Source organism: Marinilabiliales bacterium, assembly GCA_007695015.1.
GTDB lineage: Bacteria > Bacteroidota > Bacteroidia > Bacteroidales > PUMT01 > PXAP01.
Genome location: REEN01000034.1, coordinates 21,677 through 36,784 on the forward strand (window position 1 = coordinate 21,677; position 15,108 = coordinate 36,784).

Consider the following 15,108-nt stretch of genomic DNA (forward strand, 5'->3'; position numbering starts at 1 on the left):
AAGATAAGTTACCAGCAACTGACCTTTGAACAGGTGATCTGCATCACCTCCTGATAAAAGGCTGCACCTTCATATATGTAAGGCTGCGCCACAACCATTCAAAGGGCCCGAAATGAAAATGCTTCAGCCAGATACGGCTGAACGGGATCTGCAGTCCGAATATCACTATGGTAAGCAATAATCCCTGAAACGCCGATATCTTTCCGAATAATCCAAATCCATATGAAAGGAACAACGTGGTGCAGATAATTGATTGCAGCAGGTAATTGGTCAGTGCCATCCGGCCGACCGGGGCAAGCAGTCTTGCCGGCAGACCTAACCGACCCTTTATGTAAAGGAGCACAATAATGCTGACGTATGCAACTGAAAGTGAGAATCCGGCAACTATATGCGAGGTCATTGATATGAACATCCAGATACCAGGAACTGTCATAGCGCCGGTCCTGAAAAATGACCAGGTGTAAAGAGCGCTGAAGATAACCCCTGTAATCAGTCCCCGCCACAAAACTTTCCTGAAAAAACTAACATGCTCAGCAGGATTCTTTATAATGCCGCTTCTTGCTGCCCATACCCCGACAAGGAAAACGCCCAGAACCACCGGATAAAAAAACAGAACTCCGGGAAGCAGGTTCATATATTCCTGAAGCCGTATCGTGACGATCTCCCTTAATGTTCCCTCCGAATAAACTGCCGATGCCCGTGCAAGGAAATCCGCCATCCATGCCTCCCTCTCCTGCATGCTGGCTTCAATCCCGGCAGCGGCCTGGGGGTCAGCCATGCCGAGCCGGACCATGAGGACCGACAACGCAGTCATTACAACGGGTACCATTGCAAGCCAGAAGGCCCATTTGATCAGGCTCCTGTCACTCTTCTTCCTGAACAGGATCAGGACGAAGCCAAAGACCGCATACCATACAAGTATGTCACCGGCCCAGAGCAGCACAACATGCATTATCCCCAAAAGAAGCAGGATAGCTACCCTGCGCCTGAAAACAGGCAGAATGCTGTTGCCATCATCTGTCTTCTTGTTTATGAACATCCAGAAGCCGTAACCGAAAAGCAGTGAGAAAAGTATATAGAACTTCCCTTCGAAAAGAAATTTGATCACACCTGTCGAAATCTTATCAGCTATCGTTTCAGATCCGGCATAACCAGCAATCACAGAGGTAGCAGGCTGATAGAACATCTGCATGTTCACCATCAGTATCCCGAAAATTGCCAGTCCCCTAAGAATATCAAGCAACGCTATCCTCTCTGCGGGTTTAACGGGGGTAATATTTTCTTCCATAAAGTTTTTTGATAAAAGTATAAAAAAAATCAAATCCAGCCCTTCATCAACCGGTATTATTCCTGCTTGAGCACTTCAACCGGAATTATTCGTACCTGAGCACATCAACCGGGTTCCTGTTCGCGGCAAGCCATGTCTGCCAGCTTACGGTAACAAGGACAAGTACAAATGCAATGGCTCCTCCCGTGAGGTAAAAGACCAGGCCCGGTTCAATCCGGTAATTGAAAACCGACAGATATCCCTGCGAAATCATCATTGCCAGTGGAGTGGCAATAAATATCGCAATTAGCACCTGTACTATAAGCTCTCTTGATATCTTAAGCATAACCGACCCAACAGTAGCACCAAACACCTTCCTGATACCTATCTCCTTCCTGTTCCTCTGTGCAATGAACATGGAGAGTCCGAAGAGCCCGATAAGCGAAGCTATTATGGTGAGAAGGAAAAACGCCTGCATCAGCAGCATTGCCGACACAAATGACCTGGCCTCCTCGGTCTCGTAAAGAAACTCATCATGGTATTTTATCTCAACGGGGTAATCAGGGTTAATTTCGTTCAGCAGGTCGGCAATGAAAGCATGTGTCTCTGCACGGTTCTCTGGCCTTATCCTGATAAACAGGCGAACATCATCGTTGCCGCTTTGCCGGATCAGGGATGCATTCACCGGAAATATTGGCGGAAGCGCCATATATTCGTCAATCATGCCGATAATCACAAACTGTTCCCCCCAAAGCATAACTGTTTCGCCTATGGGATCATCATATTCGAGTATTTCAGCGGTCTGCCTGTTTATTACAATCATGTTCCCCCTGTCGGCTGTATACTCATCGGCGAAAAACCTGCCTTGCCTCATCGCTATATTGTATAGTTCAGGAAAGTCCTTTTCATAGCTGTAAATACCTGCCGGGATCCTGTTATCTTCATCCTTCCAGTTTGTTGTCTGTGAAACACCGTGACTGGGAACGGCCGACCCCCATGATACAGCCTCGATCATCGGATTGGACAGAAGTTCAGTTTTAACAACATTGAGGTCCCCCCACTTATTGCCGGGCAGTACTATGACGTTCTCAGAATCATAACCTGTTACATCCTGTTTGTCGAGGTGTTGGCCCTGTCTTTCAATCACCATGATCATCTGTATGAATACTATGGCAAGAATGAACTGGAAAGTGGTGAGTATCTTTCTGGACAAGCTCCGGCCCGAAACGGTGTTCTCCATATCCTTGAGCAGGTTAGAAGTTTTTGCCGCTGAATACCTTATGGCGGGATAGAGGCCGGCAAGCAGTACCGTTACCACGAAAAGCATCAACCCGAGGAGCAGCACTCCGGGTTCGGCCACAAGTTTTATATGGGTATCCATGAGTGAATTGAACCATGGCAGCAACAGTTCAAGCAGGATGACGGCAAGGCCGAATCCTGCAAGTGTTGACAGCATGGTGTCAACCATAAACTGGCTGAAAACATCTCTTCTCAGTGCGCCGTTTACCTTCCTGATGCCAGTCTCCTTATTCCTTGTGGCAAAAAGGATATTTGTAAGGTTAATATAGTTGAAGCATGAAGTTATCAGCACGAACAACCCCCCGAGCAAAAGCGCCAGGAACTTACCCCTGTTGTTTGCGAAAGTACCCCTGAAATGGATATCCCTGATGGGCATCAGGAAGGCGTAAATGTCGTCAATCCGGACAGGTATCTCGTAATTATCGCTTATTGTCCTGTTAAGCTCTGTAATGTCGGAGCCGGGCGCGAGTAAAAGATAAGTATTATATATTGTGGAATTGTATTGGTCGAAGTTCCAGTGAGGGAAGCTTCCCGCCAGGCTTATGGGTGCAATGATATCGGCCCTAAGGTGGGTATTTGACGGAAGGTCTTCATAAACCCCGGTAACGGTATATTCATTTCTCTCTCCGTAAAACTCGATTCTGATGACCTTTCCGACAGGGTCATCATTTCCGAAATACCTCCGGGCTGTCGATACAGACAACACTACGGTGTTCGGATCGGTTGAAGGGATTCCCGTCCTGAAAGGAATTGTAAATATTGAGAATAACGCCGAATCTGCGACCTTAATATGATCCTCGGAAAACAGGTTGTCGCCCACCCGTACAATCCCGGTTGTATTCCGTGACAGGCTGTGGTTTTCAACTTCAGGCAGTATCCCGGCAAGCGCAGGTCCTTCAGGACCGAATGAGTTGGGAGCCCACTCAACCACCCCGAACGAACCACCCAGGTAGATCTTAGCTATACGGTCGGCTTTTTCGTGACTGCTCTCATAGGTGAGTTCATGCCTTGCAAAAAGTATGGCAAGTACCGCCGATGCCAATCCGAGCGTAAGCCCTAAAATATTAATAACCGAAACTACCCTGTTCTTTAAAAGGTTCCTCCAGGCAATAACAATATAATTCAGAACCATATTAACTGGTTTTTTACAGGCATTTTGCTGCATAATGCATGCCATGCCTCACATATTACTGATAGCAAAAATATTACAATTTCATAGCATATTGCCATTGTTCTTTGATTAATTGAGGAATGTTCGATAACGAACTTTACAGCCCATAATCTGTCCGCTACCGTACACCGCTATCCCGGAGTTTTCAATACACCGCATCCTGTAATTATAGCCCAAAAATACCAGTCATGTCACAACATATCTCAACAAGCAAACAAAAAAGGATTTAGTCCACCACACTTCTGCAACGACTGTCGCATCTCTTTCATGGTCAAAGTCGCAGAGGTTTTTTGTTTTACCCCTGCCTAATTGTTATATTGCAGTTCTCACATAATTTAATGCTCATGACTAAAAAAACTACCAATGTGTTAATTGCAGCCCTTGCCTTGCTTGCATTTACTTCCTGTTCCCCTTCCGGGGAAGAAAACGAAACATCACCCTTTATAAAAGGAATTTACGGCAACCCTGGATCATTGCTTGAAGCCGGCTATTCATTTGACTCACTGGGCATGAACGCAGTCTTTGTAAGAAGCATATCGCTCAAAAGGGAGTTTTATGAAGCGGCCAGAAACCAGGGGTGCAAAGTCTTTGTTGAGTTTCCTACCCTTCTTGGCAGAAACTATGTTGACAACCATCCTGATGCATGGCCCATAGATGAAAATGGGGAGCAGTCCCCGGCAGCGGACTGGTTCATGGGGGTTTGTCCGGTCAATCAGGGCTTCAGGGAGCACCGGGCGGCACAGCTCAGGGATATACTTACCGAATTTGATGTTGACGGCATCTTCCTCGATTACCTCCACTGGCACGCGCAGTTCGAGACCCCCGACCCTATTCTACCCGAAACATGTTTTTGCGATGACTGTACCGGGCTGTTCCAGGAATATTCGGGAATTAAGCTATCGCACGAAGACATCCCCGGAAAGGCCGGATGGATACTTGCCAATGCCGAATCCGAATGGAGAAGATGGAGAAACAGCATCATAAATATGTGGGTTGACGATATGGGCGATATAATAAGGGAACTCAGCCCCGGGACTCTGCTCGGTGTCTTTTACTGTTCCTGGTACCCCTCTGACCACAATTCATCGCTATACCGGATACTGGGCATCGATGTGCGGACCCTGGCAGAAAGAGTTGACGTCCTTTCGCCAATGCTGTTCCACAGAATGAAAGCAAGGCCGCCGGAATGGGTTGGCGAATATGTCGATTGGCTCGGCAGTACAACCGGGGCCGGCACTGCAGGAAAGCCGCAGATATGGCCCATCGTGCAGGCGCATAACAATCCCGGCATTGTCACACCCGAAGAGTTCAGGCAGGTAATGCTTGAAGGATCGCGGCCGCCCGCCTCGGGGATAATGATGTTTTCCGATGTCTCACTCCTGGATGATCCCCTTAAGATTACCGTTATGAAGGAGCTTTATACAGAAGGGGAGTTACCCCCTGGGAACCGGGATCTCTGATGAAAGGGACTTCTGATGTCCGGAGCTTATGATGCTGAACGCACTTTCAATCCACCGGGCCCCCGCCGGCCAATGTTTCAGGATGTAAATAAGTCTAACCAAACAATACAATACCATGGAAACTATCAATCACTTTAAAAAGATAATGGCCGGCTTGCTTTTCCTGCTTCTGGCCAGTGCCCTGAATGCCCAGGAAAATATCAAAGATGAAATTATGGAGGGTGTGGACGGACACTTCTATAACCTGAGGCACAGGCTTGATGTCCTGGAGAAGAAAATTGACGATGTACTCTGGTTCAAAAGAGTGGGAGATGTTGCACATATCGACAAGGTGTTCCTTGCCGGGGCGCCGCCGGCACATGCAGACCGGGCAACAACACTGGCAGGCGTCAACCCGGTCAAGTTCTGGTCGTACGTATTCATTCCGAAAGGGATGGATCCTTCAAACAAATATCCATTGATAGTGCTTCCTCACGGAGGGGTTCACGGGGACTTCAACACCTACTACACACATATCATAAGAGAGCTGATGGCGCAGCAGTATATTGTGGTGGCTCCCGAATACAGGGGTAGCACAGGCTACGGGAGGCTGACATATGAGCTGATCGATTATGGGGGACTGGAGAATGCCGATGTGAATATCAGCAGGGAATATATGATAGAGAACTACAGTATGGTTGATGAAAACCGCGTAGGTATCGTGGGCTGGAGCCATGGCGGTATGATAGCCCTGATGAATATCTTCGAACATCCCGGGGAGTATGCCTGCGCATTTGCCGGGGTGCCGGTAAGCGACCTGGTGGCCAGGATGGGATACAAAAGGCCGGCTTACGAGGATTTCTTTTCGGCCGGCTACCACATCGGGGCGATGGTACATGAAAATATTGATGAATACCGCCGCCGTTCACCTGTATATCACGCAGATAAGCTGGCAACCCCCCTGCTTATCCACACCAATACCAACGATGAGGATGTTCATGTGCTGGAGGTGCAGAACCTGATCAATGCCCTGAAGGCTGAAGACAAGAAATTTGAATACCGGGTCTTCGAAGACATCCCGGGAGGACACTCGTTCGACAGGATGGATCATGCTGAGGGCCGGAAGATCAGGTACGGTATCTACAAGTTCCTCGAACAGTACCTTGATCCGCCTGTAAGGTTCAGGAACCTGGGCGAAATGGAGAGGGCGGCCTACCGGTTCAACTGATTGCAGAGAACAACCTGCCGGTTCAACTGATTGCAGGGGGCAGTGCCAGTCCCGGACAGTTTACGCCCCTGCCATATACTTTAACAGCTCATATACAAGGAAAGCAGGCCATACAAGCGCTTTGAGAAAACCGAGCACTCCTGACCAGAAAGAGGCAGCCTGGGCAATATAAAAAACTGCCGCACCTATCAGGCCAAGTCCGTAAATTGCATTTGAAGGCCCGCATTCGATTTCTTTTGCCATGTAATCCAGGTTAAAGTCAGAGGTAAATGGTAATGCTAACATCATAGGCACTGGCAGCAAGTTCCTCCAGGCATTCCACCCACATCTCGGCTGCCCGGGGACTCGTGGCAAGCTCTGCACCGGCCAGCTGGCCTTCCTGCATCTTTTTCAGGAGCTCCGTGGCCTCCTGCATGCGACCCTGCGCCATAAGCTGCTGCGCACGCTCCATGACCTCTTCGCTGCTTTCAGACTCAACTCCTCCGGCGCCAATCTTCTCCTCGTATCTCTTGTAAATCAGCTCATCGGCTGCTACCAGTTTTCCGCTTTCATCTTTTTCGCTCACAAAATAACAGCGTTCAAGATAGCTGTATTTTTCTCTGATCTCATTAACCCGTGACTCAGGTATCACTCCCTGCACTGCAAGTCCGTTCAAGCTGTTAAAAATTCGTGAAGGCACCCTTGACCTACCTTGTCTTCCGGAAATTCTTACACCGATATCCTCAGGCATGCGACGCTGATAGGAAAAGAATGAGCTTTTTCCGCGGTCTCCGTCATCCTCTTCCATCCTGGGCTCGCCGATCTCACTTACATAATAACTCCTTACATCCTGGTAGCTGTCTTTTGTGTAATAGACGCTTACCGAATACTGCTCCCCGGATGCAAATCCGGTTTCCTCTCCCCGGGTGGCCTTAACTGCTCCGGGGTACAATGTTGGTTGCTGCTGGCAATCGGCTGCAGTATATAGAGCAGCCATTAAAATGATCACAGATAGCTGTACTTTAAACATAAATTCATAGTATTTAAAAAGTTTAAACTGGTCTTGCTATTATACAATATTAAAACATAAAACGGCAGTAAGCAAAAGATTTATGATATAAATGCCAAGGGGGGGGGTAACTGGTGCCCGTCGCCTTAAACCCGTATCTATTTCTTCCTGTTCACGTTATCTGCTTTGAAACCAAGGATGAAAAGGGTAAGTGCAACAGCAATGCAAACAACGGTAGCCATATCATAGCTGCCGGTATACCTGTAGGAAAGGCTGAACATAAAAGGTCCGAGTGCACTGCCAATAACCATATAGCTCATGGCATAGCCTGAAATCGCCCCGAGGTGCTTTAACCCGAAAAACCGGGGCCATGTGACGGCCGACAATACCCCGAACATTCCGTTCATGATCCCGTTCCCGAATATCATCATCCACCTGTAAAAGGGCGAAACATCAAGCAGGATCAGTGCAGTCATGCTTATCAGCATGCCTAAAACCTGGAATAGGAGGAAATACTTAAGCTTAAGGTAATCTGTAAGCCAGCTCCCGAAAAAGTGAAATAACACAGCTATTACAGATGCAGGCAGGAATATTGTAATAGCAGCCCGGTCGTCGTATCCGCTGACATTGAAAATGGAGATAACATGAAAGGTAAAGGCCGTAACATAAAGCGCCTGTAAGGCAAGGGAAAGATTGAATATCCAGAAGGAGTATGTTGCCTTAGCCTCTTTCAGGTTATACTCCTTCAGCAGTGGAATATTGGGGTCATTGTCCTTTCCGGTCTTAGTCACTTTTCCATCGGGAACCAGTCCGTATTTTACGGGGTTGTCACGAAAAAAAACAAAGGCAAAAACAACAAATCCAACGCATGCTATGATACCGGTGATCTCCCATGCCTGCTGCCATGTATAATTCTGTATCAGCATGTCCAGGGCCCTGGGTGAATATGAGAAACCGAATGAGACGGTTATACCCAGGATTGCATTGGCAAACCCGCGCCGCTTCTCAAACCATTTCATGACCATGTTTCTCGAAACCATTGTCAGTACCCCCTGACCGAGAAAGCGGAGCATAAAAAAGCCTGCGGTCATAAGAATAAAAACAACTACCGGAAGTCCGCCAGCAGAAAATATCCCCGAAACCAGGTTTACCACACCTGCAATATTTGACAGATACAAAAGGGTCATTCCCAGCAAAAAACCAGACATCATAGCCACGGGTCTTACCCCGTAACGGTCATAGAGCCTGCCGGCCCAGGGAATGCAAAACCCGCTGATAATGGTCCCAACCATATAGGCAGTGCTCAGGTTTACCCTGCTGATGTCAAGTGCGCCCAAAAGGTGATCGGTAAATACGGATACACCGATTGTCTGCCCTGGAATACTCACCAGTATCCCGGCTATACCTGCAACTATTATGACCCATCCGTAGAAAAAGGGCCATCTTGCAGGTGAAAACGGTATGTTCTTGAACCTTCTCAAAAGTGGGCCTGCAAAAATAATAAACTAACCTGTTATTGTTGAACAAACCGGAATTTAATTACCACAATTTTTAAAATGCTTTAATATCTTTGTTTAAATTTGTAAATCAGTATGGAACGTCAGATATTAAGCATAAAAAACAAGGCTCTGTCCCTAAACCTGGATCCCACCATTTATGGTACAATAGCAGAGATCGGGGGGGGGCAGGAGGTTGCACGCGCCTTTTTCCAGGCAGGCGGAGCCTCGGGTACCGTGGCCAAATCAATATCCGCCTACGACAGGACCTTCAGCGATCATCTGTACAACAGCGGCAAAAGCGGCCGCTACGTTTCTGAAAACAGGCTGGCAAAGATGCTCGGGATCGAATACAAGGACCTCATCAATACCCTGCAGAACAGCGCCAGGAAGGGAACCCGCTTTTTTGCGTTCGCCGACACAGTTGTTACGCTGAACTATGCAAAAGATAATGACGCCCACGGATGGCTGGGGGTAAAATTTCAGCTTCATCCAAACTCAGAGCCCAGCGAGGTATCACTGCACGTCAGCCTTCTTGAGAATGACAAGCTGCTGCAACAGTACACCCTGGGATCACTGGGAGTGAACCTCATCTATGCCTGCTATCATTTCGCCGACAGGCCCAATGTCTTCCTGAAGTCACTTATGGATAACCTGGACTCTGACCGGGTAGAGATAAACATGGTGAGAATGGGCGGCCATGACCTCAGCTATGTTGACAACAGGCTCCTGGGAGTGCAGCTTGTAAAGAACCAGATGACCAGTGCAACCATCTTCGACAGTAACGGTGAAGTACAGCAACCTGCAGACATGCTCTACAGGAAAAACCTCCTTGCTTTCCGCGGAAGCTTCAGGCCAATTACCAACGTGGGCTATGACATGCTGCAAAAATGCAACGGCATTTTCAGAAAGGATGAAGATTACAGAAAAGACAACACCCTGGCTATATGCGAGATAACTCTCAACAACCTGATGCATGAAGGAGTTTTTGACGAGACCGACTTCCTCGAAAGAGTAAATCTGCTCAACGGCCTGGGCCAAAACGTGATGATCTCCAACTTCAGGGAATATTACAAGCTGGTATCATACTTTTCCAAATTCAGGCTCGGCAAGCTCAGGGTGGTTATCGGTATACCCACTTTCATCAAAGTATGGGACAAAAAATACTACTCAGACCTCAGAGGGGGCATACTTGAGGCTTTCGGCAAACTATTTACCGGCAACATGAAGCTCTATGTTTACCCTTCACTCAACAAATCCACTGGAAAACTGTTTACTTCAAAGGATATAGAGCTTCCGGCTGACCTGAAGCATCTTTATCACTACCTGTGTGAGAACAAAAAAATAATTGATGTGAAATCGGCTGAGATGAAATGGCTGATGGCAGACTCCTCAAGAACGCTCGGGATGATTCAAAATGACACGGATGGCTGGGAGGAACTGGTACCTGGTTTTGTCGCTGAATATATCAAAAAGAACAAAATTTTCGGGTTTACAGGAAAAGGAACCTGAAAATCAAAGCTAACCTGGAAAACAATGGACAAACATTCCTATCTTGGAAGTGCAGACGCTGCATACATTGAATCACTCTATTCAGAATACCGTAATGACCCTTCGAATGTAGATGAAAGCTGGAGAAAGTTTTTCGAAGGTTTTGAGTTTGCAGGCCAGAAGGGAACTCCCCCCCTCCCGTGCGATGACGCTTTCGAAAAGGAATTCAGGGTCATATCGCTCATCGAAGGGTACAGGCTCAGGGGGCACCTGTTCACAAAAACCAATCCTGTTCGCACCAGGAGGCAGTATACGCCAACCCTTGATATTGAGAATTTCGGCCTTTCGGCGGAAGATCTGGGCACAGTTTTCAAGGCAGGTTCGAGAATAGGGATAGGGCCTGCAACCCTGCAGGATATAGTTGACCACCTGGAGCAGACCTATTGCCAGTCCGTCGGCGCCGAATACATGTTCATCAGGGTACCTGAAATAATAAGCTGGCTTACCGGTAAAATGGAGTCTGTAAGGAACACCCCCGATTTTTCAGCCGGAGAAAAGAAGGATATCTACCACCACCTGATGCATGCAGTGGGATTTGAGCAGTTCATCCACAGAAAATTCGTAGGGCAGAAAAGGTTTTCCCTGGAAGGGAATGAAACGCTAATACCTGCACTTGATGCCGTCATAGAAAAGGGCGCCGGGATGGGTATAGAAGAGTATGTTATCGGAATGGCGCACCGGGGAAGGCTGAATGTTCTGGCCACCATAATGAGAAAACCCTACCAGGACATATTTGACGAATTCAACGGGAAACAATACAACGACGAGATCGCGCTTGGCGATGTAAAGTATCACCTTGGATACAACAGTACGATAAAGACCGACCATGGAAAAAAGGTGAGACTTAACCTGGTACCCAACCCCTCCCACCTCGAGGCAGTCGACCCTGTAACCCTTGGTATTGCCAGGGCAAAGATCGATCACAATTACGGCGGCGATTTCAGCAAGCTCGCTCCGATATTGATACACGGGGATTCTGCCATCGCGGGTCAGGGGGTTGTCTACGAGGTGATCCAGATGTCGCAGCTCAACGGTTACAAAACCGGGGGCACCATCCACCTGGTGCTGAATAACCAGGTGGGATTCACCACAAATTACCTGGATGCGCGCTCAAGCACTTACTGCACAGATGTTGCGAAAGTGACCAAGTCACCTGTTTTTCATGTAAACGGCGACGATGTCGAAGCCCTTATCTATACCATCACACTGGCAATGGAATACCGCCAGAAATATCATTCTGACGTGTTTATTGACATACTGGGCTACCGCAGGTTCGGCCACAACGAAGGCGATGAGCCCCGGTTCACGCAACCGCTCCTTTACAATAAGATCAGCAAACATCCCAATGCCCGGGATATCTACGGAAAAAAACTGGTCGAGCAGGGTGTATATACTACCGATGATATCAAACAGGCTGAAAAGAATCTTAACAACATACTGGAAGAAAAACTGAAAAAATCAAAAGAGGGAAGCCTTGTAAGAATTGCACAGTTCATGAAAGAGGACTGGGGCAATTTCAGGTACTCACGAAATGAAGATTTTTCTGTTTCACCCGAAACCGGATTTGACCGCAAAAAACTGGTTGAGATCGCAGAAAAGATTAACACCCTGCCTGAGGGTAAATCGTTTTTCAGCAAGATAAAGAAGCTGCTTGAAGACCGCCGCAGGATGGTAAGTGATAACAGGCTGGACTGGGCTATGGCTGAGTTGCTGGCATACGGAAGCCTGCTACTGGAAGGGCACCCGGTAAGGGTGAGCGGACAGGACTCGGAGAGGGGCACCTTTTCCCACAGGCATGCAGCATATGTTCTTGAGGATTCGGACGAGAAGTATTTCCCCCTTAAGCATCTGTCGCCTGATCAGGCAAAGTTCCATATTTACAATTCCCTGCTCTCTGAATACGGAGTGATGGGGTTTGAATACGGGTATTCCCTTGCGGTGCCGCGGGGACTGACAATATGGGAGGCCCAGTTCGGCGATTTTCATAACGTTGCACAGGTGATAATAGACCAGTACATCAGCTCGGCTGAAGAGAAGTGGGGACTGATGAACGGACTTACGCTGTTCCTGCCTCACGGTTATGAGGGTCAGGGGCCCGAACACTCCAGCGCCCGTATCGAGAGGTTCCTCGCGTTATGTGCAAATGACAACATGCAGATTGTAAATTGCACGACCCCGGCGAACTTATTCCATTTACTGAGACGGCAGATGCATCGCCCATTCAGAATTCCGCTTATAGTTTTTACCCCGAAAAGCCTGCTGAGACATCCTGCCTGCATATCAGGAATCGAAGAGCTGGCTTCCGGGTCATTCCGGGAGGTTATTGACGATGACCTTGCAGTCGCCGAAGATGTAAGGCAGGTGGTGTTTACAAGCGGAAGACTCTATTATGACCTGGTTAAAAGGCGGGAAGAGCTTGGCGCCAGCGATACCGCAATCGTGAGGATCGAACAGCTCTATCCGCTGCCATTGGGACAGATACGGAAAATCATAAAAAAATACGGTAAGGCCGAACGCTATGTCTGGGCACAGGATGAACCCGTGAACATGGGAGCCTGGTCATACCTCCAAAGAGTATTCAGGGAGGTTAACCTGTTGCTTATATCACGTCCGGCAAGCGGATCACCTGCCAGCGGACTGCTTGAGCTTCATAAAAAGAGGCTGGAAAAGATACTTGACAAAACCTTCCAGCAGTGTAACTGCGAGCTCCGGCGTAAATATTGCGGACAGCGGTGCGGCAGATTTGCCATCAGGGAACTTAACAAAGAGATGGCAAAGTAATTGAATATGCATTGAACAGGTTATTTTAAATGGCAAAACCACAGTAAACCCGACAAGGAAAATGATAATCGAAATAAAAATCCCATCTCCCGGCGAATCGGTAGCCGAGGTTGAAATAGCAAAATGGCTGGTAAACGACGGCGATTATGTCGAAAAGGACCAGGAGATCGCAGAGGTTGAATCAGACAAGGCTACGCTTCCCTTGTTGGCCGAGGAGAGTGGAGTAATTACCATCAGGGCAGAGACCGGTTCTGCTGTTTCTGTTGGTTCGGTAGCCTGCACAATAGATACAGAAGGCAGTACAAATGGATCAGGCGGTAAAAAGAAAACAGGGACCGCAAAAGAAAAAGCAGAAGAAAACGGGACTGCTGCGGCGGGAGTTCCCGCCGGGAAAGATGACGGCGGCAAACCGGCAGGAAAAGATGACGATGGTGATCCCTCCGGCAAGGATGACGGCGGCAAACAGTCAGGACATGATGCCACCGTCGAATCAGCAGGGAAAGGCCGCAGCAGCCAAACGGCAGGCAATTTAAAACTGTCTCCTCTTGCCAGGAAGCTGATGGAGAAGGAAGGTCTGACAATTGACGATGTGATCGGGGGACTTGCAAGGATAACCAAAGAAGATGTGCAAATGGTGGCAGGGATGAAAAACAAAAAGTCCCCCGCTCAAATCACTTTCACGGACGTTGGCGACAGGCCGGCAACCGGTGAGGGTCCGGCAAGTGATGAAAAGCCGGCCAGGGATACCGGCAGGCAGAGGATGTCAATGCTGAGGCGAAAACTGAGTGAGCGACTGGTTGCCGTTAAAAATGAAACCGCCATGCTCACCACCTTCAACGAGGTGGATATGAGTCATATCATAGATATCAGGAAGAAAAATCAATCTGCCTTCACCGAAAAACACGGTGTAAAGCTGGGCTTCATGTCTTTTTTTGTAAAGGCTGCCACACTTGCTCTTGAGGCCTATCCGACTGTCAACTCCTACATTGACGGAGAGGACATGGTAACGCCCAATTACCACGACATAGGAATTGCAGTGCAGGCGGAAAAGGGGCTGATGGTGCCCGTTATAAGGAATGCAGGTACCATGACACTGGCAGAGATAGAGAAGGAGATACTTGGGCTGGCAGATAAGGCCAGGAAAAACAGGATCTCTATCGACGACATGACCGGGGGCACATTCACCATAACCAACGGCGGGGTGTTCGGGTCGCTTCTGTCAACGCCCATACTCAACCCTCCCCAATCAGGCATCCTCGGTATGCATAATATCGTTGAACGGCCGGTTGCAATAGACGGCCGGGTGGAGATCAGGCCAATGATGTACATTGCTCTCTCATATGATCACCGGATAATTGATGGCAGAGATTCGGTCAGCTTCCTGGTCCGCCTAAAAGAGATAATAGAGAACCCCCTTATGATGCTTTCAGGTGGATCTGATCCCATGAACGCTCTGCTGAACATATAGAAATAAATAGCCATTTCCTGACAATCTTTGCTCTTCCCGGTCAGACGAAGGGTTACACCTATCTCCCTTCCATAAAACCAGGGGCCATTCATGGCCCGTTTATGCTCTTTTGCCAAAATATCAGGCAACATTACTTCTTCGTGTTATAATTTATCTTATTTTTATTCCGTGAAGAACTTTTTATGAAACCCTTCATGAAAATTGTCATCACAAGGCCTCTGCAATTTATAGCCAAAGTAGAATAAAATTTCAACTTAATGCTTAAGTCAATATTTTGACCTTTGATAATTAACCCTTGATCTATTATGAAGTCAATTTTCTTTACCCTCAGCCTTTTAGTTATTTGCCATTTCAGCTCCTTTACTCAGGTGGCAGATGGTATTAATTACCAGGCTATTGCCCTTGACGAGACAGGCAACC

The 15,108-nt window shown here is 47.9% G+C and carries 10 protein-coding genes; 5 read left to right on the top strand and 5 right to left on the bottom strand.

Going from position 1 to position 15,108, the window contains the following annotated elements:
• Positions 1-43 precede the first annotated feature (43 nt).
• Both EA408_03100 and EA408_03105 read right to left on the bottom strand, forming a co-directional pair.
• The gene (locus EA408_03100; protein TVR74266.1) at positions 44-1,321 is read right to left on the bottom strand and encodes a DUF418 domain-containing protein; all 1,278 of its coding nucleotides are present in this window, start codon (positions 1,319-1,321) and stop codon (positions 44-46) included.
• Between the two features lie 52 nt (positions 1,322-1,373).
• Positions 1,374-3,743 carry an FtsX-like permease family protein gene (locus EA408_03105; protein TVR74267.1) on the bottom strand — a complete coding sequence of 790 codons (2,370 nt, stop codon included), beginning with the start codon at positions 3,741-3,743 and terminating at the stop codon, positions 1,374-1,376.
• 332 nt (positions 3,744-4,075) lie between these two features.
• Here EA408_03105 and EA408_03110 point away from each other — a divergent pair, with 332 nt between their 5' ends.
• Positions 4,076-5,197: a hypothetical protein gene (locus tag EA408_03110; GenBank protein TVR74268.1), complete on the top strand. Its 1,122-nt coding sequence runs from the start codon at positions 4,076-4,078 to the stop codon at positions 5,195-5,197.
• A gap of 145 nt (positions 5,198-5,342) precedes the next feature.
• On the top strand, positions 5,343-6,404 hold the full coding sequence (locus tag EA408_03115; protein ID TVR74276.1) for a S9 family peptidase: 1,062 nt from the start codon (positions 5,343-5,345) through the stop codon (positions 6,402-6,404).
• A gap of 60 nt (positions 6,405-6,464) precedes the next feature.
• Here EA408_03115 and EA408_03120 read toward each other — a convergent pair whose 3' ends face one another.
• The 3 genes from EA408_03120 to EA408_03130 all read right to left on the bottom strand — a co-directional run bounded on the left by EA408_03120 (position 6,465) and on the right by EA408_03130 (position 8,894).
• Positions 6,465-6,647, bottom strand: a complete 183-nt coding sequence (locus EA408_03120; GenBank protein ID TVR74269.1) for a hypothetical protein — start codon at positions 6,645-6,647, stop codon at positions 6,465-6,467.
• Positions 6,648-6,663: 16 nt separating this feature from the next.
• Positions 6,664-7,335 (bottom strand): hypothetical protein, encoded by a 672-nt coding sequence (locus EA408_03125; protein ID TVR74270.1) that lies wholly within the window; start codon positions 7,333-7,335, stop codon positions 6,664-6,666.
• A gap of 215 nt (positions 7,336-7,550) precedes the next feature.
• Positions 7,551-8,894 carry an MFS transporter gene (locus EA408_03130; protein ID TVR74271.1) on the bottom strand — a complete coding sequence of 448 codons (1,344 nt, stop codon included), beginning with the start codon at positions 8,892-8,894 and terminating at the stop codon, positions 7,551-7,553.
• 90 nt (positions 8,895-8,984) lie between these two features.
• Here EA408_03130 and EA408_03135 point away from each other — a divergent pair, with 90 nt between their 5' ends.
• The 3 genes from EA408_03135 to odhB all read left to right on the top strand — a co-directional run bounded on the left by EA408_03135 (position 8,985) and on the right by odhB (position 14,688).
• Positions 8,985-10,400: a TonB-dependent receptor gene (locus tag EA408_03135; protein TVR74272.1), complete on the top strand. Its 1,416-nt coding sequence runs from the start codon at positions 8,985-8,987 to the stop codon at positions 10,398-10,400.
• Positions 10,401-10,424: 24 nt separating this feature from the next.
• A complete protein-coding gene (locus EA408_03140; GenBank protein TVR74273.1) occupies positions 10,425-13,220 on the top strand; it encodes a 2-oxoglutarate dehydrogenase E1 component in 2,796 nt (931 codons plus the stop codon).
• 61 nt (positions 13,221-13,281) lie between these two features.
• Positions 13,282-14,688, top strand: a complete 1,407-nt coding sequence (odhB, locus tag EA408_03145; protein TVR74274.1) for a 2-oxoglutarate dehydrogenase complex dihydrolipoyllysine-residue succinyltransferase — start codon at positions 13,282-13,284, stop codon at positions 14,686-14,688.
• Positions 14,689-15,108 lie beyond the last annotated feature (420 nt).

What these genes read in the sequence shown, in the direction of transcription:
- EA408_03105 (TVR74267.1), bottom strand. Translation starts at nt 3,743, where the DNA reads ATGGCATGCATTATGCAGCAAAATGCCTGTAAAAAACCAGTTAATATG.
- EA408_03110 (TVR74268.1), top strand. Translation starts at nt 4,076, where the DNA reads ATGCTCATGACTAAAAAAACTACCAATGTGTTAATTGCAGCCCTTGCC.
- EA408_03115 (TVR74276.1), top strand. Translation starts at nt 5,343, where the DNA reads ATGGCCGGCTTGCTTTTCCTGCTTCTGGCCAGTGCCCTGAATGCCCAG.
- EA408_03120 (TVR74269.1), bottom strand. Translation starts at nt 6,647, where the DNA reads ATGGCAAAAGAAATCGAATGCGGGCCTTCAAATGCAATTTACGGACTT.
- EA408_03135 (TVR74272.1), top strand. Translation starts at nt 8,985, where the DNA reads ATGGAACGTCAGATATTAAGCATAAAAAACAAGGCTCTGTCCCTAAAC.
- EA408_03140 (TVR74273.1), top strand. Translation starts at nt 10,425, where the DNA reads ATGGACAAACATTCCTATCTTGGAAGTGCAGACGCTGCATACATTGAA.
- odhB (TVR74274.1), top strand. Translation starts at nt 13,282, where the DNA reads ATGATAATCGAAATAAAAATCCCATCTCCCGGCGAATCGGTAGCCGAG.